Here is a 26,465-nt window from a genome sequence, read left to right on the forward strand (position 1 = left end):
CATGCAGGTGTTGATTGTAAAAACCTCCTCAATGGGGGATGTGCTCCATACCCTGCCGGCGCTGACCGACGCCATGCGGGCTATTCCCGGCATCCGCTTCGATTGGGTGGTGGAGGAAGGCTTCAGCCAAATCCCCACCTGGCACCCGGCGGTAGACCGCGTGATCCCGGTGGCGATCCGGCGTTGGCGCAAAAACTGGTTCGGCAGCGAAACCCGCCAGCAACGTTGCGACTTTAAACGTGTGGTGCAAGAACGTGACTATGATGTCGTGATCGACGCCCAGGGGCTAATCAAAAGCTCCGCGCTGATCACCCGCATCGCCAAAGGCAGTAAGCACGGCCAGGACAGCAAAAGTGCCCGTGAACCTTTCGCCAGTTGGTTTTATAACCACCGCCATGACATCGACAAAAAGCAACATGCCGTAGAACGCACACGTGAACTGTTCGCCAAAAGCCTGGGCTATGACAAGCCGGACAGCTACGGTGATTACGCCATTGCGGCCCGCTTTCTCAACCACCCACCGGCTGACGCCGGGCAGTATCTGGTGTTTTTGCACGCCACCACCCGCGATGACAAGCACTGGCCGGAAGCTCATTGGCGCGATCTGATTGCATTAACCACACCGAGCGGACTAAAGATTAAACTGCCATGGGGCGCAGAGCACGAACGTCAGCGCGCGCTGCGTCTGGCGGAAGGCTTTCCGCACGTAGAAGTGTTGCCAAAACTCAGTTTGCAACAGGTTGCCGAAGTCCTGGCAGGAGCGAAAGCCGTTGTCTCGGTTGATACCGGCCTCAGCCACTTGACCGCCGCGCTCGACAGACCGAATATCACGCTGTTCGGCCCTACCGATCCAGGCTTGATCGGCGGCTATGGTCAGAATCAACACTCATTGATTTCCCCAGAAAAAAGCATGGCTACCCTCACCGCCGACGCAGTCTGGGCAGAGTTGCAAAAGGTTATTGGATGAAAAAGCTGCACGTTATCAATTTAGGGAAGATGGGTGGCGTCGAACGCCTGTTTCTGCAGTATATCAACGACACCACCGACGGCAGTAACGAGGTGATTTGCATCAGCAGTGAAGTCGGCGAAGAAATACGTCGGCAAATGCCTGGCCAGAAAGTGACCTTTGCAAATCGACTGTTCAACGCGCTACCCCTGCGCTGCCCGCAGTTTTTGCGTAAATACCTGCTGAAAAGAAAAATCGAGCGAGCCAACGCCGACGTGGTGATCGTTTGGGACCTGATACCGGGCCTGGCTGGAAAACCTAAACGCGGCAAGCTGGTGTATTACGATCACGGCTGTTCATGGCGCTATCCGAAGAATCAAAAAACCTTGCGTTTTCTCGCCATACTGGACGGGGTGATCTCGGCCTCATTTGCCTCAAAACGGGTGATGGAACTGCGCTTTAATTTACCCTGCCCGAATCACGTGGTGATCAACCGACTGAAAACGCCCTCCGGTATCAGCGATAGCCTGAAACCACTCAGCAAACCGATCAGAATAGGCACCGCCTCGCGCTTGGTCAGCCTGAAAGGCATCAGCGTGTCGTTACTGATGATGCAGGAACTGCTGCGCCGCGGGCACGATGTCACTCTGGAAATTGCAGGCAAGGGACCCGACAGGGCAGAATTTGAAGCCTTGGCGGAAAAGCTCGAGCTGGGCGACCGGGTCATCTTCAGCGGTTTTCAGGATAACGTCGCGGATTTCTTCAACCGCACACATATCTATATGAGTACGCCGATCACCGAGCCCTTCGGCTTATCCTGCATGGAATCGTTATATTTCGGCGTACCGGTGATTTTCCCGCTGGTCGATGGCCAGCCCGAGGTGATTCAAGACGGACAATGCGGTATTGGCTTGCTCCCCTCGGTAACGATTGAAGAACATCAACGGCTAACGGGCATCAAAGTGGATTTCCCACACGATGTCTATGATCCGGCCAGCGATACCTTGGTAACGCCGAAACTGCTGTCACATCTTGAGTGCGCAGATGCAGTGGAAAAGCTGATAGTGCCGGAAACCTATCAAAATATGAGTCAAAATGCGCAGCGTTACCCGGCAGAACATTTCAGCTACGCTATGTTCAAAACAGAATTTGACGACGCGCTGAAATCATTTATTGCTTAATATTAATGCGAGCCGGAACCCAGTCCCATGCAACTACTTAAAGAAACCACACCGCACCCTGTCTTCAGTTATCTGATCTATTTGGGATGCGCTATCGCGTTTTGTTCTATCCCCTTCGGTTCCGACACCGGGCGCAATCTTTTTTATGTCGCCAGCTATATCTCATTTATCGCCGTCTGTTTAAACCTGAAGTATTACTTTAAAAACAAAAAAAACCTTATCGTACCCGTTCTGTTTTTCTGCGTAGGTATGGGGAGCATTTTCTGGTTGCAGCACTTCAAACAACCGGGCGATTACATCAATATTTACCGCTCATACATGTCGACCGGCAAGTTGCAGATCGCCACCGCCTTTATTCTGCTGATTGCGTTAAATGAACGCCTTTGCATGCAACGCGCATTTATTGTTATTGCGTTGGTGACTGGTATTGCGGTCAACGGTTATTCCCTCTATCAGGGATTGTGGCTGGATATTGGCCGCGTAGAGATTAACTTCGATCGCGCTACCGTTGCCGCCTATTTGATTACCGCCATCAATCTGGTCATGTTGCAGGCGATTCTGATGCTGCGAACGAAATACCGCATTCCGCTGTATATCATCGGCTTTCTGGTCACCTTCTCCACGCTGGTGCTGACCGGCACCCGGGCGGCAATGCTGGTCTACCCGGTCGCGGTAGGCCTGTCGATACTGGCGACGAAAAACCTGATTTCCCATAAGCACAAAATCCTGTTGATAGCTTCAGTACCTTTATTGTTGGTCGCCTGCGGGTTCATCTTTAAACCACAAATTGAACAGCGTATTGCCGATTTTAAAACCAACATGCAGCAAGCGAATAATCCAGAAATCGACAATTCCATTATGTCACGCCTTACGATGCAAATAATCGGTGTGCGTACCGGAAACCTGGCCCCGTTGGGGCAATCAGCGGAACAGCGCGGAGAGGAAATCAAAGCTATAGTTGCCAAGCAGCCCGAACTGTATGGCGTAATGCCTTATATCAATGTTCATATGCACAATGAGCTGTTGGAGACCTACTCGCTCAAAGGCGTCTGGGGGGCCCTGTTTTTACTGGCGCTCTACATCGGTTTATTTGTTTCCTCATTAAAGCCTCACCGCAATGCACTGTTGCTGGGTGTAACCTTCAGCCTGTTTGTTTATGGGCTCAGTGACGTCATATTCTTTAGTACTGAAGGTACGGCGATTTTTTGCCTGGCGATCGTTGCCAGCGTGCTTTCAGTGAAAAAAACGTCAGTCGCTCAGGATTAACCTCATGAACTCATCGCCGCCTCTGCTCAGCGTTATCGTGCCATTTTACAACAACGAAAATTTCGTCGTTGCCAGCCTGAGCTCGCTGTTTAACCAGATCGGCGATGATATTGAGGTGGTCATCATTGATGACGGATCGACCGACAATTCCGCCTCGCTGGTGCGCCAACTTTTAGCCGAACACCGGCATCCCCATGTGATCTTTATTTCGCAAGAAAATAGCGGTATCGCCCACGCCCGCAACGTCGGCTTGCAGCTGGCTACCGGGCGCTATGTCACCTTCCTCGACGGCGACGACTTGCTGAGCAGCGACTATCTGGCCATTCTGCGGCCACTGCTGCAAGCAAACGAAGACGATCTGATCGATTTTAATTATCAGAAGTTTGCTGACAGTCCGCCGGTACAGCCTGTCGGCACCGCGATCCGCAGCAGCACTTATGACTTTGCTGGTCAGGGCCTGGCCTGTCTCACCTCGTTATTTGCCTACTCAATGTGGCACCTGTGGAGCCGTATCTATCGACGCTCATTGTTGGAAGGTGACCGATTCGAAGACGGTCGACGCTATGAAGATGTCATTTTCACGCCTTTTCAATATTTCAAAACGCGCAAAATTACTCATCTCGACCACGTGCTTTATTTCTATCGAGATAACAGTCAGGGGATCACCCGCAATATCAAACCCAAGGATATTGAGGACATGCTTTTTGCGACGGGGAAAATGTTGAGTTTTGTCGAACAGCACCGAGATGACGAGCCACTGCGCCAGCTGGCGGCTCTGATGCTCGGGAACTGTTTTTCAGAAATCAGAGGGATGTCGAAAGCGCTGTACGGTTACTATCACTATGAGCCGGAAACACTACGTGCCTTCAAACGCCTAGCTGAAGTCTGCAGCAACAGCGGCGTACCGCGAAAAAAGATCCGGCAAATGCGCTACGCCCACATAGACTCTTGGCTGTCAAAAATCCGCTGGCAAATGAAAAAGCGCTAAACGCGCGCTTTATCCAACGACAGATGATCCACCACTTCGGCGTAAATACGCTGCGGCTGGATCACCCCCATCGGGCTTTCCGCCTCCAGTGGCATGGTATAGCCGGTACGGGAAACCTGAATAATCCGATGAAGCTCCGGATCCTGAATCGGTCCGGTAGAACGTGAATCGGCGGTGACGAACAAACTGATGGTTTTAACCTTCAGCGCCACCGCCAAGTGCAGCGGCCCGGTATCGCCGGTGATCAGCACATGGAAACTGTCTATCAGCGTCAATAATGCCTGCAAGCCCGTTTTTCCAATCCGATTATCCACGCATGTCCGGGTTTCAGGGCTGACCTGATTCAGGAATTGTCGCGCTTTGCCTTCATCAAAAGGCCCGCCAATCAACACTATGCGTACGTTGGCCTGCCTGGCCACCAGTTCGTCTGCCAACCGGACAAAATGCGAGACCGGCCAGCAGCGTGACTCGCTAGAGGCCCCAAGCTGGAACCCAATCGTACAATGTTCAGTACTTTTGACACCTGGCTGATAAGGCGCTGGAATTTCCATGGTGGGATCATCGCTTCGACAGCCCAGAATTGAAATCAGCTCCATTTTGCGGCGAATAAAGTGACCGTAGTAATGGAAAATATAGTTGGTCAGCCAAGGTTCAAGCCCGCAAATACCGGAACTGTAGTTATCCCTGATAATATATTTAGCCCCGGATAAGACGGCACTAATAATGTCATACGGCAGATGTGAGTGCAGGATCAACGCCAAGTCAGGCTGATGCTCGCGCAATGATTTTAGCAATGGGCGCATGGTTTTGATTTTACTGTCCCAATACACCACCCGATCGTAATAGCGACCGTTCTCTACCAGTTCCTGGTTCTTTTTATGCACCACCAACGTAATGTGGGCGTCAGGGTAGCGCTCCCGCATCGCACGCAGCGCAGGCGTGTTGAACATAAAGTCACCCAGCGCCGTGGTGGAATAGATAACGATATTGTCAAACTGCAGCCGACTGTCGAAAGTCGCCTTGTCCTGGAAACGACCGGACTTTGCGGTATAGCGTCGCAAAAACCAATCCGCGACCTTAATTTTCCATTTTTTCGACATATCAGTTCACTTTAAGTTGATAATACTCGGCCAGCGTCATGCCCACCGTGCGTTGCTGCAGCCAGGCAAAGAGCTGCTCCAAATCACGATATAACACTTCAATATGCTGCTGCGTTTTAAAGGTAGGGCTGCCGCCGGGCATAAACTCGGACGAATGCAGCATAAATTCAACGTAGTCATGCCCCTGCGCCAGGCAGCGTTCAGCTACCGACTTCATTTTTTCCAGATTACCGCCGCTGGGCCGCAGCCAGTTTACTGACGGTGAACGCTGTTTGCCACGCAGGCTATCGTAACCCTGCTTAAGCGTATTCATCAGCGCTGAATGCTTATACTGGATACTCATCGGCACTTCCAGCAGCGATGAGGAACCCGCCCTGGCGATATTTTCCGGATCGATAAAATAGGCCTGCGACGGGAAGTTACGATAATCGGTGCCGCCGTTACCCTGCGGGTTACCCGGGGAATATTGCCAGTTCACTCGCGGCGTCACCGAACAATCTACCTGATAGCCATATTCCAGCAGCAAACCCGCATAGTATTCATTAAACGCCCAGCGCCCGGCACGGTGGCTGAGCATCTTGGTCTGGAAGCTGTCTTCCAGCAGTTTGGTCATATGATCGACCTTGGCGCGGATTTGATCGGCCGGGTATTCGATCAGATAGGGTTTATGTCGCCAGTCGTCGTCGGTTAAGGGCGTCAGCGGTGGGCTGTTCCAGGCATGCAAATGCATGCCAACTTCCCCGGTATTACGCGCAATCACATCACGGGCGAACTCGACATATTCTGCATCCACCGCCATTTCATAATTGGTGAGATACACCGGCTTAAAGCCATATTTCTCACACAACGCCTGAAAGCGCGGCAAAAAGCGCGTGTTTTCGGTCGAAATGCGATCGTGGTTTTGCCACAAATTATCGCCTTCGGTATCAATGGTGATAAGAAACGCCGGTTTGGTCATAAATATCGAGCCTGATATCAACAGAATGCATTATGTTACGCAGGGCCTTTCGCCAGGGCAAACGACTTTACTGCCTGGTTTGGACAACGTTGAAGACCTTTTGTCTCTCCTCAGAGTAATTTTTTCGCTTCACGGCAAGAAAACCGAGCAACAGTAGCCACATGCGATCGGGTCATTTAGAATCAAAGATTGATTTCCCTGAAAGCGACTCATGATGAACGACGCGCCAGCCCTAACTCCTGATACCTCGATACAGCGTATTCTGATCGTTAAACTTCGCCATCACGGCGACATGTTGCTGATCACGCCGGTCATCAATACTCTGCGGCAAAACTACCCGCAGGCGCAGATCGACGTACTGCTGTATAAAGAAACCCAGGAGATGCTGGCCAGCCAACCGGCGCTGTCGAATATCTTCGTTATCGATCGCCAGTGGAAAAAACAGGGTACGAAAGCCCACCTGCGCCACGAGCTTAATCTGATCCGGCAACTCAAAGGCCAAGGCTACGATCTAGTGGTCAACCTGGCCGATCAGTGGCGTAGCGCCATTATCGCCCGCCTGACCAGTGCGCGTATTCGGCTGGGGTTCGATTTCCCCAAGCGGCGAGGCTTCTTATGGCGCCATTGTCATACCCATCTGGTACCGGTGAGCGATCACGCCCGATTGCATACTGTTGAACAGAACCTGTCACTGTTACAACCGCTCAACCTGCCAAATCTTAGCCAACAGGTGACCATGAGCTACCCGCCGCAGAACTGGCAGACCTGCGAGAAGTTGTTACAGCAACAAGGCATTAGCGGTGATTTTATTGTGGTGCAACCCACCTCCCGCTGGTTCTTCAAATGCTGGAGCGAAGAAAAAATGGCGGCCACTATCAGCGCGCTACAGGCCGATGGTCACCAATTGGTGGTCACCTCCGGGCCGGACGTAAAAGAACGTGAAATGGTGGAACGCATTTTGGCACTTTGCCCGCCACAGGGCGTAATTTCACTGGCGGGTCAACTGACGCTGAGGCAACTGGCTGCCCTGATCGACCACGCTAAACTGTTTATCGGCGTAGATTCGGTGCCCATGCACATGGCCGCGGCGCTGCAGACCCCCTGCATAGCCCTGTTTGGACCTTCCAAACTGGTATTCTGGCGCCCCTGGCAGGTCATTGGCCACGTGATTTGGGCCGGAGACTACGGCGACTTACCCGATCCGGACGCCATCAAGACTGGCACCGATGAGCGTTATCTGGACCTTATTCCTACAGACGCGGTGATTGCAGCCGCGCGGAGCACGCTTTCATGAAAGCATTTCGTTTGGCGATTGTTCGCCAAAAATACCGCCCAGACGGTGGCGCTGAGCGTTTCGTTTCCCGTGCCCTTGAGGCGTTGGAACAGCAGGACCTCGATCTGAACGTTATCACCCGCGAATGGCAGGGTGACGCCAATCCAAACTGGCATATTCACCTGTGTAATCCGCTAAAATTCGGCCGTATCAGCCGTGAACGTGGCTTTGCCGAAGCGGCCAGAGCACTGTGGCAGAAAGAAAACTTCGATCTGGTGCAAAGCCACGAACGTATCCCAGGCTGCGATATTTACCGCGCCGGTGATGGCGTCCATCGCCGCTGGTTACTGCAACGGGCACGTTTGTTACCGGAATGGCGCCGGAAATGGTTGTTCTCCAATCGCTATCACCGTTACGTGATGTGCGCAGAACGGGCAATGTACGCTGCACCGGAGCTGAAGGCCGTTATCTGCAATGCCGAAATGATTAAGCAGGAAATCATCGATGACTTCGGAGTCCCCGCCGATAAAATCACGGTGATCTACAATGCCATTGATAATCAAAAATTTCCGCCCGCCACGCCCGATCAGCGGCAGCAATTGCGCCGGCAATACCAGATCCCTCAACAGGCGCATTGCATGATTTTTGTTGGCTCAGGCTTTGAACGCAAAGGGCTGGCCGCTGCCATCCGTGCCGTCGCAGCGACCGACAGCTATCTGCTGGTGGTAGGTAAGGATAAGGCGGAAAAACGTTATCAGGCGCTGGCGCAATCACTGGGCTGCAGCGATCGGGTGCGATTTATGGGGGTGCAGAAACGAACGCTGCCGTTCTATCAGGCCGCCGATGCGCTGTTGCTGCCCACGTTGTACGATCCGTTCCCCAACGTCATTCTGGAAGCCATGTCCTGCGGTCTGCCAGTTATTACCAGCACCACCTGCGGCGGCTCGGAGTTTATCACTCAGGGGCAAAATGGCTTTGTTACCGATGCCCTTGATGTCCCCGCGCTGATCGCGGCGATCGCAGCGCTACCACGCCAGGCCCTGGGCTCCACCATGGGTGAGGCCGCAAGAGCGCGTATCATGTCGGCCACTCCGGCACGCCTGTCGGAACAGCTGATCTCCCTTTATAACCGGCTGCTGGATTAACTATGCGTATTCTGATGATTATCGACGGCCTGCCTGGCGGAGGTGCTGAAAAAGTGGTGCTGACCCTGTGCCAGGGAATGCAGCAAATGGGTCATGACGTCGGCCTGATTTCATTGCGCGACGTCTGTAACTACCCGATCCCCGCAGGCATTCACTATCAGGTGGTCGCGGACCATAACCGCTCGCCGTGGCGCAAACTGACTGAACTGTCACGCCGCGCCGCCGCACTGGATCGGGCGATCGCCGACAACGAGCGCCAACAGGGTGCCTATGATTTGGTGTTCTCCAACCTGCATAAAACCGATCGCATCGTCAGCCGCAGCAAGTTGCTCTCGTCAGACCGCCTGTGGTTCTGCATTCACGGTATCCTGTCGACCTCCTATCTGGGCCATCGCAAGGGGCTGGATCGTTGGCTCAAACAACGGAAAATCGCCCTGGTTTACCAAGGCAGGAATATCGTTGCTGTCTCACAAGCCGTGGGCAACGACTTACAGCAGAACTTGCCGATCCGCCCAAACAGATTGGCGGTGATCAATAATCCGTTTGATATTGCCGCCATCGAGCAGCAGGCGGCGGAACCCTGTGAGCTGGCAGGCAAAGATTATCTGGTACACGTCGGCCGCTTTCATCCTCATAAGCGCCACGACCGCCTGCTGAAAGCCTATGCGCTATCGGGCATACAAGCCCCGCTGGCATTGATTGGCACCGGCAGCGAAACCAGCGTAGGGGAAGTGAAACAACTGGCAAACCAGTTGGGTATCGCAGACCGCGTGCTGTTCCTCGGCTTCCAGGCCAATCCCTACCCGTTTATTCGGCACGCATCGCTGCTGGTACTTAGCTCTGACAGCGAAGGCTTTGGTAACGTGCTGGTGGAGGCGTTACTCTGTGGTACCCCAGTAGTCAGTACCCGTTGCCCCGGCGGGCCTGCGGAAATTCTGGAAAAAGCGGGAATGGATAACGCACTGGCGGAACTCAATGAAAAATCACTGGCGGGAAAAATGGCAGATATTTATGCTACCCCACCAGAGATTAATTACCAACAACTGTTGAGCTATGGACTAGAGCCTATTTGTCAGCAATACCTGGCACTCAAAAAATAAATAAGGCAGGGGATCCCTGCCTCATAGTTAATTAATTTAACGTCTGTATTTTTTGCCAGACATCTTCCACAGAAACATCAATACAGTCGCCCGATTCGGTTTGCAGGATCTGATAGCGTCCAGACCATGGATGCCAGGATTCTTTATCCGTATCGCCAAAAAATACCACCATGTCTTTATTCAACGCGGCAGCCAGATGCATCTGCCCGCCATCGCTGCACAGCACCCTGTCACATAAATCAAAACCGGCCAGCAGTTCACGCACCGACGCCGTTGGGTACAGCGCCACACGCCCACTATGACATAACGCCAACAACTGCTCTGCGCGTTTCTGATCGCCAACATCATCCGGCGTTAACGTACCCTGAGGAGACCAGAAAATCAGTACCGCCGTATTCTGATCGGCGAGTAAGCGGTTGATAACTTCTGCATAGCGTTCAATCGGCCAGCGCCGCTTAGGGCTGCGACTGCTGATATGAACCGCAAAAACTCGCTCGGCCGGTGGTAAGCATTTTTGCAAACGCTGCGCCGCCTGCTGGCGCTCTTCAGCCGTCAGGTACACCCGTACCGGCGGGATCGGGATGTTCTGGTCAGTAATCGCCGAAAGGTAGCTGTAAGTGTGCTCTACCTGATGTTTGCCGCTGAAATTCTCCTTACGAAAAGGGTGATGGATATCAGGCGTACCCAAGTCTGCGCCAATAATATTGCCGATCCCCGCCATTTTTGCCAATCGCAGGCTGTACTTACAGGGAACCGGATTGGCCAGGATCGCCGCGTCGAATTTTATTTTACGCAGTTTAAGAAAAATCATCAGGCGTTCGAAATAAACCCCCAACGTGGTTTCATTTTTCGCCTTGTGCTTTGCCTTTTTATAGACGAAAACCTTTTCAAGGTGCGGGTTATTTTTAACAACATCCTGACTGACTTTATTGATTAACAGATAAAGTTTGGCATCCGGATAGGCAATTTTCACCCCTTCGATCAGCGGAGTGGTACAAACAAGATCGCCAATATTGTCACGGCGAATAATTAAAATATTCTTCATTCCAAGCCTATCAGCGAAATCGCTCGCCTGTTGTCTGAAACTGACACCCAAGGTTACCAAATTAGCGCCTTTCCCTTCCAGTTATGGTACTATTCTGAATAACCCATATAAATGAAATTGATAGAATGTTGCTGCGTTTATATCAGGTACTACTCTACCTCATCCAACCCCTGATCTGGCTCCGCTTACTGTTGCGCAGCCGCAAAGCTCCAGCCTACCGTAAACGCTGGGCAGAACGCTATGGCTTCTGCGCCGGAAAAGTCGTGCCGGGCGGCATCATGCTGCATTCTGTCTCCGTGGGTGAAACGCTGGCGGCCATCCCATTGGTTCGCGCGTTACGCCACCGCTACCCCTATTTACCGATTACTGTGACCACCATGACGCCGACTGGTTCAGAACGCGTGCAGTCCGCCTTCGGTAAAGACGTTCATCATGTTTATCTGCCTTACGACCTGCCCGGCTCGATGCGTCGTTTCCTGGATCAGGTGAACCCCAAGCTGGTCATCATCATGGAAACCGAGCTGTGGCCCAATCTGATTAACGCCCTGCATCAGCGTCAGATCCCCCTGGTGATCGCCAACGCCCGACTTTCCGCCCGCTCTGCCGCAGGCTATAAAAAAATCGGCGGTTTTGTCCGCGATATGCTGCGCCGCATTACGTTGATCGCCGCGCAAAATCAGGAAGATGGCGAACGTTTTGTCGAACTTGGCCTGAAACGCTCACAACTGACTGTAACTGGCAGCCTGAAATTCGATATTTCCGTTACGCCGGAGTTGGCTGCGCGCGCAATCACGTTGCGCCGCCAATGGGCGCCGCGTCGCCCGGTGTGGATCGCCACCAGCACCCACGAAGGTGAAGAAAGCATTCTGCTGGCCGCACACCGTAAACTGCTGGAAAAACACCCTGACCTGCTGCTGATCCTGGTGCCACGTCACCCGGAACGCTTCGCTACCGCCAAAGAACTGGTGCAAAAAGCCGGCTTCAGCTACACGCTGCGCAGCAGCGGTGAAATCCCGTCAGGCGGTACCCAGGTGGTGATCGGCGATACCATGGGCGAACTGATGCTGCTGTACGGCATTGCCGATCTGGCCTTCGTTGGCGGCAGCCTGGTGGAGCGCGGTGGACATAACCCGCTGGAAGCTGCTGCGCACGCTATCCCGGTGCTGATGGGGCCACATATCTTCAACTTCAAGGATATCTGCGCCAAGCTGTCACAGGCCGAAGGGCTGATCACCGTGACCGATGAAGATTCACTGGTCAAGGAAGTGGCTACGCTGCTCACCGACGAAGACTATCGCCGCTATTACGGCCGCCACGCGGTAGAAGTACTGTATCAAAACCAGGGGGCGCTACAGCGCCTGCTGCAATTGTTAGAACCGCACCTGCCGCCTCGGAGCCACTAAATGAGCGCGCGCAGAAGCCTGTCGGTGGTGATTATCGCCAAGAACGAAGCCGGGCTGCTGCCGGATTGCCTGCAATCCGTAGCCTGGGCAGACGAAATCGTCATGCTCGACTCAGGCAGCCAGGATGACAGCGTCGCCGTGGCCGAAAGTTTGGGTGCCAAAGTATTCACCCACGTCGACTGGCAGGGATTTGGCAAACAGCGCCAACTGGCTCAGAGTTACGCCAGCCACGACTATATTCTGATGATTGACGCCGACGAACGCGTTACACCGGAACTGCGCCAGTCAATTGAACAAGCGTTGACTGCGCCAGACGATAACCAAGTCTACAGCTGCGCACGCCGCAACCTGTTCCTCGGGCGTTTTATGCGCCACAGTGGCTGGTACCCGGATCGCGTCAACCGCTTGTATGCCAACCAGCGCTATCGCTATAACGACAATCTGGTGCACGAGTCGCTCGATATCAACGGGGCAAAAGTGGTGCCTCTTAATGGCGATCTACTGCATCTGACCTGTCGCGACTTTTTTGCCTTCCAGCGCAAACAGCTGCGTTATGCCGAAGAATGGGCCAATCAACGCCACCAGGCCGGCAAGCGCTGCGGCTATCTCTCGATAATAACCCACACTGTTGGCGCCTTCTGCAAAACCTGGCTACTGCGTGCCGGCTTCCTGGACGGTAAACAGGGGTTGCTGTTAGCCGTGGTCAACGCGCAATATACTTTCAATAAATATGCCGCACTCTGGGCATTGGGCCGCAACTTTTCAGAGAAGTGAATCATGACCCGTAAAGCCATTTATCCCGGTACTTTCGACCCCATGACCAACGGCCACCTGGATTTGGTAACCCGCGCATCATTGATGTTCGATCACGTCATTTTAGCGATTGCCGCCAGCCCGAGTAAAAAACCACTGTTCACACTGGAAGAGCGTGTAGCGTTAGCCAGCCAGGTAACATCTCATCTGGATAATGTGGAAGTGCTGGGGTTCAGTGAACTGATGGCGCATTTTGCTGCCCATCAGAATGCCAATATTCTGGTTCGCGGCCTGCGTGCGGTATCTGATTTTGAATATGAACTTCAATTGGCCAATATGAATCGCCATTTGATGCCGACGCTGGAAAGCGTGTTCCTGATGCCTTCCGAAGAGTGGTCGTTTATCTCGTCCTCACTGGTGAAAGAAGTGGCGCGCCACGGCGGTGACATCGCCCCTTTCCTGCCGGCAGTGGTCACCCAGGCATTGTTCGAAAAACTGACCGCACAATAATCAACGCTGGCAGCGTGGGCAGAAGAAAGTGCTGCGCTGCCCATGCTTGGCGGATTCAATCGGCGTGCCGCAAGCGCGGCAAGGCTCACCCGCACGGCCATAAACCTGCAATTCCTGGGCGAAATAGCCGGGTTTACCATCCGACTGCAGGAAATCCCGTAGTGTAGTTCCGCCCTGCTCAATAGAACGCAGCAATACTGCTTTAATGGTTTCCACCAAGACTTCGGCCTCGACCTTGCCCAGCGAGCCTGCAGGCCGGTCAGGCAGGATCCTGGCGGTAAATAGCGATTCACTGGCATAGATATTACCCACTCCCACGACCAGCTTGTTATCCATCAACCAGGGTTTGATCAGCGTCCGCTTGTTGCGTGATTTTTCGTACAGGTAGGCACCGGTAAAGGCATCACTCAAGGGTTCCGGCCCAAGGTGGGCCAGCACGTTACTGGTCGCCAGATCGTCACACCATAGCCAGGCACCAAAACGGCGCGGATCGGTATAACGTAGCGTCATGCCGTTGCTGATCACCAGATCGACGTGGTCGTGCTTTCCAGCCTCGGTTTCTTCCGCCAACATCCGCAGGCTACCTGACATCCCCAGATGGACGATAATCCAGCCGCTAGCCAGTTCAATCAGCAGATACTTGGCTCGACGCTGCACGCTCAGTACCGGCTGGTCGCTCAACGCCAGGATTTGCTCGGAGACCGGCCAGCGCAGGCGCGCATTGCGTACCACGGCATACTGAATGCTATGACCAACCAGGTAAGGTTCAATACCGCGGCGGCTGGTTTCAACTTCTGGTAATTCAGGCATTTGGCGCTCTCCTGTGCTTTCTATACCCTATGAATAAGTGCAGTTAACAACGCTGCAGCTTGAAAGGCGACGGATACCTTTAGAATGCAAAAAACCCGGCCGGAGCCGGGTTTTTATTAATCCACTAAAATTATTTAATTTTAGCTTCTTTGTAGATCACATGCTGGCGGACAACTGGATCGAATTTCTTCAGTTCCAATTTCTCCGGCTTAGTACGCTTGTTCTTCGTGGTGGTATAGAAGTGACCAGTACCAGCAGAAGAAACCAGCTTGATCTTCTCGCGAACACCTTTAGCCATGATGCAGTTCCTTAATACTTCTCACCACGGGTACGCAGATCGGCCAAGACCGTCTCAATACCCTTCTTATCAATAACACGCATACCTTTAGCAGATACACGCAGCGTTACAAAGCGCTTCTCAGCCTCAACCCAAAAACGGTGTGAGTGCAGGTTCGGCAGAAAACGGCGTTTGGTCGCGTTCATTGCGTGGGAACGGTTGTTACCGCTCACCGGGCGCTTGCCAGTAACTTGGCAGACTCGTGACATGTCTATTCTCCAAAAATCAAATCAGCTCGAGCTTCGTATAGAGTATGGCCGCCTCGTCAGGCTTTTAGAGCCCATCTCAGCAAACTTCATACTGAGGAGACTCTCGTCATCAGGTTAGAAACCACACATCAGGTTGGAAACCTGCTGAGATAGGCTCTTACGCCAAACCCAAGATTCTCAAAGGTGGCGTAGTATACGCTCTGAAGCGTAAGTGCTCAAGTCCCGAACAGCTAAAGATCCCAGAAGGATCGCGAAAAAATCGCTTAAAGCCATCCGCGCTCGGCAAAAGAGACACATTCACCCCGACCTATCACCAAATGATCGAGCACTCGGATTTCCAATAACAGGCAGGCATTAACCACTTGCTCGGTTATCAAACGATCGGCATGACTGGGTTCCGCCTTACCCGAGGGGTGATTATGCGCCAGAATAATGGCGGCCGCATTAGCCTTCAACGCTTCACGCACAATTTCTCTCGGGTATACGACAACGCTGCTGATGGTACCAGCAAACATCTCCTGATGGCGAATAACACGGTGCTGATTGTCTAAAAACAATACCAAAAACACTTCCCGCTCATGATGCGCCAGCAAACTTTGCAAATAATGCTGGGTCATCCTGGGGTTAAGCATGACATTTTCCTGCGACAGATGGCTGGAAAAGAATCGGAACGCCAACTCGGAAATCGCCTGCAGTTGTGCATAGCTGGAGTTCCCCAACCCTTTGTAGCTGCAAAAAACCGAGTGATCCGCCGACATCAGGTGATACAGCGAGCCAAACTGCTCCAACAACTGTTCAGCCAGTTGCATGACGTGCATGCCAGGAAAACCGGTGCGCAGAAAAATGGCTAACAGCTCCGCATCAGACAGTGCCGACGCTCCGTAGCGCAATAGTTTTTCCCGCGGCGCCAGTGTGTCCGACCACAAGGTAATTACCTGACTGCTCATCTTTGCCTCCCTGAAAACGCCACAGCATGCCATGCAGCGGGTAAGCCAACGACAGATGTTTGATAACATTGCGAAGTAATACGCAAAGCACAATGTAACGCCCTGCAGTCTCAGCAGAATCGCTCACCTGTCTGGCGGTTATGCTAAAATGGCACATCTTTCGGATTCAATCGGACAATCATGATGACGGGACTTTCCGGCAAACATATTGTGCTTGGCATCAGTGGCGGCATCGCCGCATACAAATGCCCAGAACTGGTACGCCGCCTGCGTGACAGAGGCGCCGAAGTGCGTGTGATAATGACCAGCGCGGCGAAAGCCTTTATCACGCCGCTGACGCTGCAGGCCGTTTCCGGCCATCCGGTCTCAGACGATCTGCTGGATCCCGCCGCCGAAGCGGCAATGGGGCATATCGAGCTAGGTAAATGGGCAGACCTGGTGATCCTGGCTCCGGCCACTGCCGATCTGCTGGCGCGCGTCGCCGCCGGCATGGCCAACGATCTGCTGACCACTGTTTGCCTGGCCACTGCGGCCCCCATTGCCGCCGCACCCGCCATGAACCAACAGATGTATCGTGCCGTCGCCACCCAGGCCAACCTGCAAACTCTGCAGGCGCGCGGCATGCTGCTGTGGGGGCCAGACAACGGCAACCAGGCCTGTGGTGACATCGGCCCAGGCCGCATGCTCGATCCGCTGGAAATTGTCGAACTGGCGAACAGCCATTTCTCTACGCCACAAGATCTGCAACATTTAAAGATTATGCTCACCGCCGGCCCGACGCGTGAAGCCTTGGATCCGGTACGTTTCATCAGCAATCACAGCTCCGGCAAGATGGGTTTTGCCATCGCCCGCGCCGCCGCCGCCAGGGGTGCGCAGGTCACGTTGATAGCCGGGCCGGTCAATCTGCCAACTCCTCCCTGGGTCACTCGGGTAGACGTCGTCAGCGCGTTGGAAATGGAGCAGGCGGTACAGCAGCGCGCCGCAGCGCAAGATATTTTTATCTCCTGCGCCGCAGTAGCCGATTACCGTGCGGAACAGATTTCCGATGAAAAAATAAAAAAACAGGGTGATGAAATCATCCTCAAAATGGTAAAAAACCCCGACATCGTTGCCGGCGTTGCCGCCATGACAAAAAAGCGCCCCTTTGTCGTGGGGTTTGCCGCCGAAACCCAGAATGTGGAAGAATACGCGCGACAAAAACTGGCGCGTAAGAAACTGGATTTAATTTGCGCTAATGATGTATCGCTTGCAGAGCATGGGTTTAACAGTGACACCAATGCCTTGCACCTTTTTTGGCAGGATGGAGAAAAGCGCCTGGCGCTGAGCGGCAAGGCACTCCTTGGCCAACGTTTAATAGACGAGATAGTCAGCCGTTATGATGAAAAAAATCGACGTTAAAATCCTGGACCCGCGTATCGGCAAGGATTTCCCATTACCGACCTACGCCACCCCCGGCTCTGCCGGCCTAGATCTGCGTGCCTGCCTGGACAGCGCCGTTGAACTGGCACCGGGTGAAACCCAGTTGCTACCTACCGGCCTGGCGATTCACATCGCCGATACCGATCTTGCGGCAGTAATCTTGCCGCGTTCCGGTCTGGGCCATAAACACGGTGTGGTATTAGGCAACCTGGTCGGCCTGATCGATTCTGATTATCAGGGTCAACTGATGGTTTCCGTCTGGAACCGCGGTCAAAAATCCTTCACTATTGAACCCGGCGAACGTATCGCACAGATGGTATTTGTGCCAGTGGTGCAAGCCGAGTTCAATCTGGTTGAAGAATTCGACAGCAGCGAACGTGGTGCCGGTGGTTTTGGCCATTCCGGCCGCCACTAAGCGATACCCACTTGCCGACAGGGAAACGTCGCCTGAAATCTTGCCACACCGGAGAGAAGGGCAGCTCTACGGCAAGGTTTGGCCGACTACGATTTCAGCGCAGAGCAGGACGCGCGGAGAATATAAGTCGTTAAGGCCGCTGACCCCAGCATCGTAAAAAAGCTATCACATAAGCCGCACAGGGATAATCTCTGCAGCGGCCGGTGCCCGGGTTTGCGAAAGTCTAAGCAGTTTTAGCAAGGGTCTAATCAGACATGGCAGAAAAAGAAAAAATCAAAAGGAACCGGCGCGAGGAAATACTGCAGGCGTTAGCCCAAATGCTGGAGTCCAGCGACGGCAGCCAGCGTATTACCACCGCTAAACTTGCCGCTAACGTCGGAGTCTCCGAAGCTGCACTGTACCGGCACTTCCCAAGTAAGACACGGATGTTCGACAGTCTGATCGAGTTTATTGAAGACAGCCTGATCACCCGCATCAATCTGATCCTGCAGGATGAGAAAGAGACCTTTAACCGCCTGCGTTTGATTCTGTTACTGGTGTTGGGGTTTGCCGAACGTAACCCGGGCCTGACGCGCATCATGACCGGCCACGCACTAATGTTTGAGCAGGATCGGTTACAAGGGCGAATCAACCAGCTGTTTGAACGCATCGAGGCTCAACTGCGCCAGGTGTTGAAAGAACGCAAACTGCGGGAAGGCAAAGGCTTTATCGTGGACGAAACGCTGCTGGCAAGCCAGTTACTGGCGTTTTGTGAAGGCATGCTGTCACGCTATGTGCGCTCCGAATTCCGCTACCGCCCAACGCAAGAATTCGATGGCCGCTGGCCACTGTTGGCGGCACAACTGCAATAAACCCTATACCGGGCGCGTTTGGCGGCGCCCGGCATAGTAGAACCCGCGTTAAACCCCGTACTGCTCGCGATAAGCACGAACTGCCGCCAGGTGAGCCGCCATTTCCGGTTTTTCTTCCAGATAAGCAATCAAATCCTTCAACGTCACGATGGAAATGACCTTGCAGTGATAGTCACGCTCAACTTCCTGAATAGCAGAAATATCCGCACGGCCGCGTTCCTGGCGATCGAGAGAAATCAATACTCCAGCCAAGGTGGCACCACCAGCGCCAATGATTTCCATCGATTCACGGATCGCCGTACCGGCAGTGATAACGTCATCCACCAGCATTACACGGCCCTGCAGTGGGCTGCCTACCAGTGTGCCCCCTTCGCCATGGGTTTTGGCTTCTTTACGGTTAAAGCAGTACGGCACATCACGCTCATGATGTTCCGCCAATGCGACCGCCGTGGTAGTGGCGATCGGAATGCCTTTGTAGGCCGGACCAAACAGCAGGTCGAACTCAATACCGGAATCCACCAGCGCTTCGGCATAGAAACGCCCTAACAGCGCGAGATCACGCCCGGTATTAAACAGGCCGGCGTTAAAGAAATACGGGCTGGTGCGGCCGGATTTCAGGGTGAACTCGCCGAATTTCAATACCTGCTTGTTAAGCGCGAACTCGATAAACTGGCGCTGATAGGCTTTCATTACTGCTTCTCCTCGTCTGGTCGGTTATACCCGTCATCTTTCAAGCTGCAGCGTTGTTACCTGCACTCAGTTATGTGGCCCGTCCATGGGCCACACCCCTTTGGGGCCGCTGCAAGCAGCGTTCAAATCTGCTCCCGGCAGATTTGTCACCCCAGTTACTTACCTGAGTAAGCGCCTGGGGATGAGCGAGTTGGCCGCCTAGCTGCAACTTGAAAGCTATAGGGTATAGATCTGTTAATACTGCCGCCCGATCGTCGGGCGTAAAAAAGGCGACTATTGAGTCGCCTTAATAATTAGTCTGCCAGCGCCGCTTTCTGCGCCTGGAAGATGGTATCGATGCCCCCTCGGGCCAGCGCCAACAGTGCCAATAGCTCATCGTGGCTGAACGGCTCACCCTCGGCGGTGCCCTGCACCTCGATCATGCGGCCATCTTCCATCATCACTACGTTCATGTCGGTTTCTGCCGCAGAGTCTTCAACGTACTCCAAATCGCACAGCGCTTCGCCGTTAACAATGCCGACAGAAACTGCAGCAACCAGCCCTTTCATCGGGTTGGCTTTCAGCTTGCCGTTAGTTACCAGCGCATTCAACGCATCGGCCAGCGCAACACAGGCACCGGAAATAGACGCGGTACGGGTGCCACCATCGGCCTGCAAGACGTCACAGTCGAGCGTGATGGTAAACTCACCCAGCTTTTTCAAATCTACCGCTGCACGCAGCGAACGGGCGATCAGGCGCTGAATTTCCAGCGTGCGGCCGCCCTGCTTGCCTTTTGCGGCTTCGCGGGCGTTACGGCTGTGGGTAGAACGCGGCAGCATGCCGTATTCAGCGGTGATCCACCCCTGGCCCTGACCTTTCAGGAAACGCGGAACGCCCTCTTCTACCGTGGCGGTGCACAAAACCTTGGTATCGCCAAACTCAACCAGCACTGAGCCTTCTGCATGTTTGGTATAGTGACGGGTCAGTGTCAGTGGGCGAACTTGTTGTGGTGCTCTGCCTGCAGGACGCATGGACTCTCTCCGGCTTCTAATCAACGATTGGCTGCGCATTATACGGGCTTAGTGACGTAATGCCTATCCTGCCCGCATCTCCAACGCTATAATCGCTTCATCTTTTCCTATTACGGGTACGCATCAATGATCCGCAGCATGACAGCCTACGCCCGGCGTGAAATCAAGGGTGAATGGGGCAGCGCAGCTTGGGAGCTGCGTTCCGTGAACCAACGCTATCTAGAAACCTACATCCGCCTGCCGGAGCAGTTCCGCAGCCTGGAGCCGGTGATCCGCGAACGTATTCGTGGCCGCCTGACCCGTGGCAAAGTGGAGTGCAACCTGCGCTTCGAACTGGATCCAAGCGCACAAAGCTCAATGATCCTGAACGAAAAATTGGCCAAACAGCTGGTTGAAGCCGCCAATTGGGTAAAAATGCAGAGCGACGAAGGGGAAATCGATCCTATCGACGTACTGCGTTGGCCAGGCGTGATGTCTGCCCAGGAGCAGGATCTGGACGCTATCAGCGCACAACTAATGCAGGCGCTGGACGGCGCACTGGATGACTTCATTATTGCTCGCGAAAGCGAAGGTACCGCACTGAAAGCGCTGATTGAACAGCGCCTGGACGGCGTTAGCGCCGAAGTGATCAAGGTACGTGCCCAGATGCCAAACATTCTGCAATGGCAGCGTGAGCGTCTGGTCAGCAAGTTGGAAGAGGCTCAGGTACAGCTGGAAAATACCCGTCTGGAACAGGAACTGGTGTTGATGGCGCAGCGTGTTGACGTCGCCGAAGAACTGGATCGCCTGGAAGCGCACGTAAAAGAAACGCACAACATCCTGAAGAAAAAAGAAGCCGTAGGCCGCCGACTCGACTTTATGATGCAGGAGTTCAACCGCGAATCCAACACCCTGGCATCCAAGTCGATCAATGCCGAAGTCACCACCTCCGCCATCGAGCTGAAGGTGTTGATTGAGCAAATGCGTGAGCAGATCCAGAATATCGAGTGATGTGTTCCTTCATTCGTTTAAAGCCCGCGCCAGCGGGCTTTTTTACGGCTAGGCTCTGGGTAAACCAGCGGCCTGCTCTTCGGTACTCAATCCCATTTTCTGCAGTTGAACGGCAATGCCCCAGGTCGAACGTTCAAATTCACTGCTCATCATCTCCAGCGTCATACCGGCTGCATGGCTTTCCTGCAACCGCTGTTTCTCTTCTCATCCCAAGGGAAATAAGATTTTGCCGGTCGCCCCTCGAAAATATTCTTCTGTCGCCGTTCCTCAGGCGTTAGCGTGGTTTTTTCCTGGCGCTCAGTTTCACTCTGAAACTCCTCGGCCAGAGCGAACAAAAGGCGTATCGCTTCCGGCGAACTGGTCATTGATACAGGTTCCAATAACTCGCCGGTATCGGGATTAACGCCATTAGCTAATGCCCGTAATAAGGTACTGGTGTTCATCATCTGTCTCCCATCCTGAGAAAAAAATCGCTGATCTTCTACGACAAAAAATCAGACTATTTTCTAAATAAACCAATCTATTAGTGAAACCCGTTGTGCATTCTGAGCATTGGGTTCCAAGCCGTTATGCAACAACCCTGGAAGAGGAGAACCTTTGCGCGCCAAAACGTAAAAATTACATCGGATGCGGATCGAACTGGGTTTATGAAAAACTGCGACCGAGTGGGCACGAGTGGCAATGGGTAACTTATCTCGCTGACTGATAGTATTTTATTCCAATTATCACCTAACGTAATGAAAGGTGGGCCAAGCTGTGGCTAAATGTGTTTTTTCATGCCCGCAAGCCGTACGGACTCTTTATGCCGCAAATTCTGCAATTTATTTTTGCCCTGGTGGTGATCATCGCCTTGGCACTGCTGGTCAGTAATGACCGCAAGAAAATCCGCCTGCGCTATATTATTCAGCTTCTGGTCATCGAAGGTGCACTCGCCTATTTCTTCCTGCATTCAGAAAGTGGCCTTAGCGTCATCAAACACGTCGCCGGCTTCTTTGAAACGCTGCTGACATACGCCGCACAAGGCTCCGACTTTGTGTTTGGTGGCATGAGCAAAGATGGATTGGCGTTTATCTTCCTTGGGGTTTTGTGCCCAATTATCTTTATTTCCGCGCTAATCGGTATTTTGCAGCATTTCCGCATTCTGCCACTGATTATCCGTGTGGTCGGCACCCTGTTGTCCAAGGTTAACGGCATGGGCAAGCTGGAGTCTTTCAACGCCGTCAGCACGCTGGTACTCGGACAATCGGAAAACTTTATCGCCTATAAGGGCATCATTGGCGATATCTCGCCGCGCCGCATGTACACCATGGCGGCAACTGCCATGTCGACAGTCTCCATGTCCATCGTTGGCGCCTATATGTCGATGATCGATGCGCAATACGTAGTCGCTGCGTTGATCCTTAATATGTTCAGTACCTTTATCATTTTGTCTATCATCAACCCCTATCAGTTGGACGATGAACCAGAGCTGAAGCTGAGTAAGCTGCATGAAGATCAAAGCTTCTTTGAAATGCTGGGGGAGTACATTTTGGCTGGCTTCAAAATTGCGATGATTATCGCTGCCATGCTGATTGGTTTTATTGCACTGATTTCTGCGGTAAACGCCCTGTTCTCCGCCGTGTTCGGTATCAGCTTCCAGCAGATCCTGGGCTATGTATTCTATCCGTTGGCCTGGCTAATCGGCATCCCGGCACCAGATGCACTACGGGCAGGCAGCATCATGGCGACCAAGTTGGTAGCCAATGAATTTGTGGCAATGATTGAACTGAAGAAAATTGCGGCGGAGCTAACACCACGCGGCCTGGGCATTCTGTCGGTATTCCTGGTCTCCTTTGCCAACTTTGCCTCTATCGGCATCGTGGCCGGGGCAATCAAAGGGCTCAACGAGCGACAGGGCAATGTGGTTTCTCGTTTTGGCCTGAAGCTGGTCTACGGCTCAACGCTGGTTAGCCTGCTTTCGGCGGCAATCGCCGGGTTGGTACTGTAAGCCCCCCATACCCCGGCCTGCGGGCCGGGACTTCATCAGAACGCGACACAGACCGGAGTATCAACCCGCATCACAGAATCCTGGGTAAACTGTTGCTTATAGCTGCTACGCAGCGCTTCGATATTGGTTTCACTTTCCTTGCCCGGTGCATGGATCAGCATCAGCGCTTTGCTGTTCTCGCGTGCCAGCTTGCCGTCATTACCCAGCCACTGCCCTTTGGCATCAAATACCGATAGTCCATCTTTAAAGCGCGGCGTCACTTGCTGGTCAACAAAACGCTGCCACTCTGCTGCGCTAATCACCGGCCCCGTCGGGCGGTTCAGACCAAAATAAAGCGTGGTTTGTGTCATAGGATCGCCCAGGGTGCAAGTCGCTGACTTTTGCTGTGCAGTGTTTGGAACCGAAGCAACGCAACCGCTCAGCAGTAAGACCGCGGTTAGAGCCGTCACCCGCAGGGGAGTAGTTTTCATTTATCTTTATGTTCCTTAGTGAATGCCATTATCCGTCGTCGACCAGCGGCCTCGGACCTAATGCAATAAATATAGTCAGCCATAGAAACTAACACTGAATTTCTAATGCATCGATTAGCAATAAAAGACTAGAAAATGCAATAAACAAGTTAAAAAAACCACCAATGGATTAATTAAAATAATCCGAAATGCCACCGGTTAGAAAAACTCAGTAGCGATGTGCCCCGTCGGCGATTACCCTTCCACCATTACACTCATTCCCGCCCACCCTGTGAAAACCTTATGTTACTGAGCATTCTTTATATCATTGGCATCACTGCCGAAGCCATGACCGGTGCACTGGCCGCAGGCCGTCGCCAGATGGATATGTTTGGCGTAATTATTATCGCTTCGGCCACCGCGATCGGTGGTGGTTCAGTGCGCGATATGCTGCTAGGGCATTTCCCACTGGGGTGGGTCAAACATCCTGAATACATCGTTATTGTCGCCATTGCGGCGATTGTCACTACCTGGCTGGCCCCCCTGATGCGTCACCTGCGTCGCCTGTTCCTGGTTTTGGATGCCGTTGGCCTGATAGTGTTTTCAATCATCGGTGCGCAAGTCGCACTGGATATGGGCCACGGCGCCATCATCGCCGCGATTGCCGCCGTGATCACCGGCGTATTCGGCGGTGTACTGCGCGATATGCTCTGCAATCGTATTCCGCTGGTCTTTCAGAAAGAAATCTACGCCGGTATTTCCTTTGGCGCCGCCTGGCTGTACATCGGCCTGCAGCACTTCAGCCTGCCACATAATCTGGTAGTGATCATCACTCTGGTCGTCGGCCTCAGCGCTCGGTTACTCGCCCTGCGCTTTCGTCTGGGCCTGCCGGTATTTAATTACCAGCACCCGGACCATTAACAGGATGCACCTCAGGAACAAAGCCAGCTATTTCCTGGGTCTCTAGTGTATTGACCAGCGCGAGCAATGGCGGGTGTTGAAGAAAATCAGCAACCTGCCGCGCCCTTTTTGCACCAATACCGGCCATTGTCCGCCACGCCTCGGTTGGCAATTGCTGGGCCTGATGCCAGCTTTTCAACATCACCACTTGCTGTAGGGACAGTGGCGCACCTAAAGCAATTAACCAGCGGGCAAATGGCTGCTGCCGCGCCAACTGAAATTGCCGGTAAATATTCTGCCCTCGTTTATCGCCAATTCCAGGGGCGGAGCTCAACTGTTCCGGCGTCAGCGCCAACCAGTCCAACAGATGCCGTACCAACCCCTGATCGATTAATGCCTGCCAGGTGGATTCACTGACGCTGTGCAGGTTTAACCCCTGTCGACCACTTAGCCACACCAGCCGGGCAAGAAATTGCTGACGGCAATCCGGCCGCCAACTAAAACAACTCAACGGATGATAATGCTCTGCAGATGGCGCACTAGGCACCGACCTTTCTTTTACCCGCCAGACCACCTTATTCAGATGTGGAATACCATGCCCCATCAGGCTGATCGCCACTTGATCTCCTGGCGAAACCGCCCACTGCCGCCAACGTGACAGCGAACCGAGATTAACCCGTGACACCCATTTGTCGTCCAGCCTGACAGGCTCAAGCCTCAGTACCACGGCAATTTTCCCGGTTCGCCCCACATTGAAATCGACCCCATTGACCTGCGTAACCTGCTGCACAGGCGGATATTTCCAGGCCACCGCCCAATCACCGGGCTTCGCTTGCCAATATTTTCCCTGTGGTGAACGCGCCTGATGAATCACCACACCATCGGTAACAAAAGGCAAAGCATCCTGGTACCAGTGCTCCCGCCATTGCTGCACTTCCGCCAATGATTTCACCGGTTGCGAGTAAGCGAGGGCCAGGGGGAATCCCATTGCGGCAAGCTGCCGCAAACGCGGCAACATGGCCTGCGGACCGTCCGGCCAAGCCCAGACAAACAGGCCAATCTGTTGCAATACCGGCGAAAGCTGCTTTTTCATCAATGCCCCGGCAACCCTGGCCCGGGCATTAATGCCGCCGCTGACTTTCTGTCGATGACCGTTCACCCTCAGGAACAACTCACCTTGCAGAGTCAACGTCTGTGGAGCCCCCTTAATACTGGCGGGTACTGCCGGTATCGCACGTACTTTTTCCAGCCAGTTCTCCCCTTTTAGACCATTTCCCCGACTGATCGCCGCCGCCAGTTCTCCGTCACGATAAACCAACGTAATGGCCACACCGTCCACCTTGGGTTGAACCCAAAGATCGCTACGGCCATGTAGCCATTGCACCACAGCAGCCGTATCCGGCAATTTACGTAATCCAGTATGAGCGACCGGATGCGTCACCTTGCCCATAGGTAAAAGCGGAACAGATTCATCTGCCGGTGCCAACCCGGCACAACCTAGCCACAGCCGCAGCTTTTTCCGCAGGCTGTCGTACACTTCATCCTCAATTAAACTGTTTCCCTGTTGGTAATAAGCCACATCCCAGCGCTCAAGCTGGTTTTTTAACGTGGTTATCTCCAGTTGCAGCCGTTCAGGTCGCCATGTTGGGCAAGTCTCCGCCCATAGCGACCCACTAAACGCCAAACAACCCAGCAGGATCATCCCGATCCCCATGACACCCTTATGCATTGAGCACCTCCCTGATAACCGGCAGTAAATCCGGGAAGTGGAAGCACGGCAATG

27 protein-coding genes and 1 pseudogene are annotated in these 26,465 nt (G+C 53.4%); 16 read left to right on the top strand and 12 right to left on the bottom strand.

What is annotated here, in order from left to right; all coding sequences use genetic code 11:
- Position 1 precedes the first annotated feature (1 nt).
- Genes rfaC through ACUTSU_RS17910 form a run of 4 tightly spaced genes read left to right on the top strand, consistent with a single transcriptional unit; the run spans position 2 to position 4,381 of the window.
- Positions 2-967, top strand: a complete 966-nt coding sequence (gene rfaC, locus ACUTSU_RS17895; protein WP_445654495.1) for a lipopolysaccharide heptosyltransferase RfaC — start codon at positions 2-4, stop codon at positions 965-967.
- Positions 964-2,127: a glycosyltransferase gene (locus ACUTSU_RS17900; protein ID WP_445654496.1), complete on the top strand. Its 1,164-nt coding sequence runs from the start codon at positions 964-966 to the stop codon at positions 2,125-2,127. Before rfaC ends, ACUTSU_RS17900 begins: the two co-directional genes overlap by 4 nt.
- 27 nt (positions 2,128-2,154) lie before the next feature.
- Positions 2,155-3,393: an O-antigen ligase family protein gene (locus ACUTSU_RS17905; protein WP_445654497.1), complete on the top strand. Its 1,239-nt coding sequence runs from the start codon at positions 2,155-2,157 to the stop codon at positions 3,391-3,393.
- Between the two features lie 4 nt (positions 3,394-3,397).
- Entirely contained in the window at positions 3,398-4,381 is a 984-nt protein-coding gene (locus tag ACUTSU_RS17910) for a glycosyltransferase family 2 protein (protein WP_445654498.1), read from the top strand.
- Here the strand turns inward: ACUTSU_RS17910 and ACUTSU_RS17915 are convergent.
- Positions 4,378-5,481 carry a glycosyltransferase family 9 protein gene (locus ACUTSU_RS17915; protein WP_445654499.1) on the bottom strand — a complete coding sequence of 368 codons (1,104 nt, stop codon included), beginning with the start codon at positions 5,479-5,481 and terminating at the stop codon, positions 4,378-4,380. The two genes, ACUTSU_RS17910 and ACUTSU_RS17915, sit on opposite strands and share 4 nt — an antisense overlap.
- Position 5,482: 1 nt before the next feature.
- Positions 5,483-6,439: a polysaccharide deacetylase family protein gene (locus ACUTSU_RS17920; RefSeq protein ID WP_445654500.1), complete on the bottom strand. Its 957-nt coding sequence runs from the start codon at positions 6,437-6,439 to the stop codon at positions 5,483-5,485.
- A 211-nt stretch (positions 6,440-6,650) separates the two neighbouring features.
- On the opposite strand from ACUTSU_RS17920, the gene rfaQ reads away from it, so the two are divergent.
- Genes rfaQ through ACUTSU_RS17935 form a run of 3 tightly spaced genes read left to right on the top strand, consistent with a single transcriptional unit; the run spans position 6,651 to position 9,957 of the window.
- Positions 6,651-7,733 (top strand): putative lipopolysaccharide heptosyltransferase III, encoded by a 1,083-nt coding sequence (rfaQ, locus tag ACUTSU_RS17925; protein WP_445654501.1) that lies wholly within the window; start codon positions 6,651-6,653, stop codon positions 7,731-7,733.
- Entirely contained in the window at positions 7,730-8,857 is a 1,128-nt protein-coding gene (locus ACUTSU_RS17930; RefSeq protein ID WP_445654502.1) for a glycosyltransferase family 4 protein, read from the top strand. The genes rfaQ and ACUTSU_RS17930 overlap by 4 nt, the downstream gene beginning before the upstream one ends.
- Before the next feature lie 2 nt (positions 8,858-8,859).
- Positions 8,860-9,957, top strand: a complete 1,098-nt coding sequence (locus ACUTSU_RS17935; RefSeq protein ID WP_445654503.1) for a glycosyltransferase — start codon at positions 8,860-8,862, stop codon at positions 9,955-9,957.
- A gap of 31 nt (positions 9,958-9,988) precedes the next feature.
- On the opposite strand, the gene ACUTSU_RS17940 is transcribed toward ACUTSU_RS17935, so the two are convergent.
- Positions 9,989-11,002 carry a glycosyltransferase family 9 protein gene (locus tag ACUTSU_RS17940; protein ID WP_445654504.1) on the bottom strand — a complete coding sequence of 338 codons (1,014 nt, stop codon included), beginning with the start codon at positions 11,000-11,002 and terminating at the stop codon, positions 9,989-9,991.
- Positions 11,003-11,127: 125 nt separating this feature from the next.
- Here ACUTSU_RS17940 and waaA point away from each other — a divergent pair, with 125 nt between their 5' ends.
- The 3 genes from waaA to coaD are packed head-to-tail and all read left to right on the top strand — an operon-like array spanning position 11,128 to position 13,668.
- The gene (gene waaA, locus ACUTSU_RS17945) at positions 11,128-12,405 is read left to right on the top strand and encodes a lipid IV(A) 3-deoxy-D-manno-octulosonic acid transferase (protein WP_153858501.1); all 1,278 of its coding nucleotides are present in this window, start codon (positions 11,128-11,130) and stop codon (positions 12,403-12,405) included.
- Positions 12,406-13,179 carry a glycosyltransferase family 2 protein gene (locus tag ACUTSU_RS17950; RefSeq protein ID WP_445654505.1) on the top strand — a complete coding sequence of 258 codons (774 nt, stop codon included), beginning with the start codon at positions 12,406-12,408 and terminating at the stop codon, positions 13,177-13,179.
- A 3-nt stretch (positions 13,180-13,182) separates the two neighbouring features.
- Complete coding sequence (gene coaD / locus ACUTSU_RS17955; RefSeq protein WP_445654506.1) at positions 13,183-13,668, top strand: pantetheine-phosphate adenylyltransferase; 486 nt, start codon at positions 13,183-13,185, stop codon at positions 13,666-13,668.
- Here coaD and mutM read toward each other — a convergent pair whose 3' ends face one another.
- The 4 genes from mutM to radC form a co-directional block, all read right to left on the bottom strand.
- A complete protein-coding gene (gene mutM, locus ACUTSU_RS17960; RefSeq protein ID WP_445654507.1) occupies positions 13,669-14,478 on the bottom strand; it encodes a bifunctional DNA-formamidopyrimidine glycosylase/DNA-(apurinic or apyrimidinic site) lyase in 810 nt (269 codons plus the stop codon).
- Between the two features lie 130 nt (positions 14,479-14,608).
- Complete coding sequence (gene rpmG / locus ACUTSU_RS17965; RefSeq protein ID WP_004392084.1) at positions 14,609-14,776, bottom strand: 50S ribosomal protein L33; 168 nt, start codon at positions 14,774-14,776, stop codon at positions 14,609-14,611.
- Positions 14,777-14,787: 11 nt separating this feature from the next.
- Complete coding sequence (rpmB, locus tag ACUTSU_RS17970; RefSeq protein WP_004953342.1) at positions 14,788-15,024, bottom strand: 50S ribosomal protein L28; 237 nt, start codon at positions 15,022-15,024, stop codon at positions 14,788-14,790.
- Positions 15,025-15,287: 263 nt separating this feature from the next.
- Positions 15,288-15,971, bottom strand: coding sequence for a RadC family protein (gene radC / locus ACUTSU_RS17975; RefSeq protein ID WP_445654508.1), 684 nt, complete (start codon positions 15,969-15,971; stop codon positions 15,288-15,290).
- A 180-nt stretch (positions 15,972-16,151) separates the two neighbouring features.
- On the opposite strand from radC, the gene coaBC reads away from it, so the two are divergent.
- The 3 genes from coaBC to slmA all read left to right on the top strand — a co-directional run bounded on the left by coaBC (position 16,152) and on the right by slmA (position 18,656).
- Entirely contained in the window at positions 16,152-17,369 is a 1,218-nt protein-coding gene (gene coaBC / locus ACUTSU_RS17980; protein WP_445654509.1) for a bifunctional phosphopantothenoylcysteine decarboxylase/phosphopantothenate--cysteine ligase CoaBC, read from the top strand.
- On the top strand, positions 17,347-17,805 hold the full coding sequence (gene dut / locus ACUTSU_RS17985; RefSeq protein ID WP_012147515.1) for a dUTP diphosphatase: 459 nt from the start codon (positions 17,347-17,349) through the stop codon (positions 17,803-17,805). Before coaBC ends, dut begins: the two co-directional genes overlap by 23 nt.
- A gap of 254 nt (positions 17,806-18,059) precedes the next feature.
- On the top strand, positions 18,060-18,656 hold the full coding sequence (slmA, locus tag ACUTSU_RS17990) for a nucleoid occlusion factor SlmA (RefSeq protein ID WP_012147516.1): 597 nt from the start codon (positions 18,060-18,062) through the stop codon (positions 18,654-18,656).
- 48 nt (positions 18,657-18,704) lie between these two features.
- Here the strand turns inward: slmA and pyrE are convergent, their stop codons facing one another.
- Together pyrE and rph are read right to left on the bottom strand one after the other, a co-directional pair.
- On the bottom strand, positions 18,705-19,346 hold the full coding sequence (pyrE, locus tag ACUTSU_RS17995; protein ID WP_445654510.1) for an orotate phosphoribosyltransferase: 642 nt from the start codon (positions 19,344-19,346) through the stop codon (positions 18,705-18,707).
- Positions 19,347-19,639: 293 nt separating this feature from the next.
- Entirely contained in the window at positions 19,640-20,356 is a 717-nt protein-coding gene (gene rph, locus ACUTSU_RS18000) for a ribonuclease PH (protein ID WP_129938895.1), read from the bottom strand.
- Between the two features lie 126 nt (positions 20,357-20,482).
- Here rph and ACUTSU_RS18005 point away from each other — a divergent pair, with 126 nt between their 5' ends.
- Positions 20,483-21,346 (top strand): YicC/YloC family endoribonuclease, encoded by an 864-nt coding sequence (locus ACUTSU_RS18005; RefSeq protein WP_017894448.1) that lies wholly within the window; start codon positions 20,483-20,485, stop codon positions 21,344-21,346.
- Positions 21,347-21,394: 48 nt separating this feature from the next.
- Here the strand turns inward: ACUTSU_RS18005 and ACUTSU_RS18010 are convergent.
- Positions 21,395-21,789, bottom strand: a pseudogene (locus ACUTSU_RS18010) (hypothetical protein).
- A gap of 359 nt (positions 21,790-22,148) precedes the next feature.
- On the opposite strand from ACUTSU_RS18010, the gene ACUTSU_RS18015 reads away from it, so the two are divergent.
- On the top strand, positions 22,149-23,333 hold the full coding sequence (locus tag ACUTSU_RS18015) for a NupC/NupG family nucleoside CNT transporter (protein ID WP_445654511.1): 1,185 nt from the start codon (positions 22,149-22,151) through the stop codon (positions 23,331-23,333).
- Positions 23,334-23,368: 35 nt separating this feature from the next.
- On the opposite strand, the gene ACUTSU_RS18020 is transcribed toward ACUTSU_RS18015, so the two are convergent.
- Positions 23,369-23,803, bottom strand: a complete 435-nt coding sequence (locus ACUTSU_RS18020) for a DUF3574 domain-containing protein (RefSeq protein ID WP_445654512.1) — start codon at positions 23,801-23,803, stop codon at positions 23,369-23,371.
- A 282-nt stretch (positions 23,804-24,085) separates the two neighbouring features.
- On the opposite strand from ACUTSU_RS18020, the gene ACUTSU_RS18025 reads away from it, so the two are divergent.
- Entirely contained in the window at positions 24,086-24,703 is a 618-nt protein-coding gene (locus ACUTSU_RS18025; protein WP_012147533.1) for a trimeric intracellular cation channel family protein, read from the top strand.
- On the opposite strand, the gene ligB is transcribed toward ACUTSU_RS18025, so the two are convergent.
- The gene (gene ligB / locus ACUTSU_RS18030; RefSeq protein WP_445654513.1) at positions 24,678-26,411 is read right to left on the bottom strand and encodes an NAD-dependent DNA ligase LigB; all 1,734 of its coding nucleotides are present in this window, start codon (positions 26,409-26,411) and stop codon (positions 24,678-24,680) included. The genes ACUTSU_RS18025 and ligB overlap by 26 nt on opposite strands.
- Positions 26,412-26,465 lie beyond the last annotated feature (54 nt).

Source organism: Serratia sp. NA_13 (genome assembly GCF_052691735.1).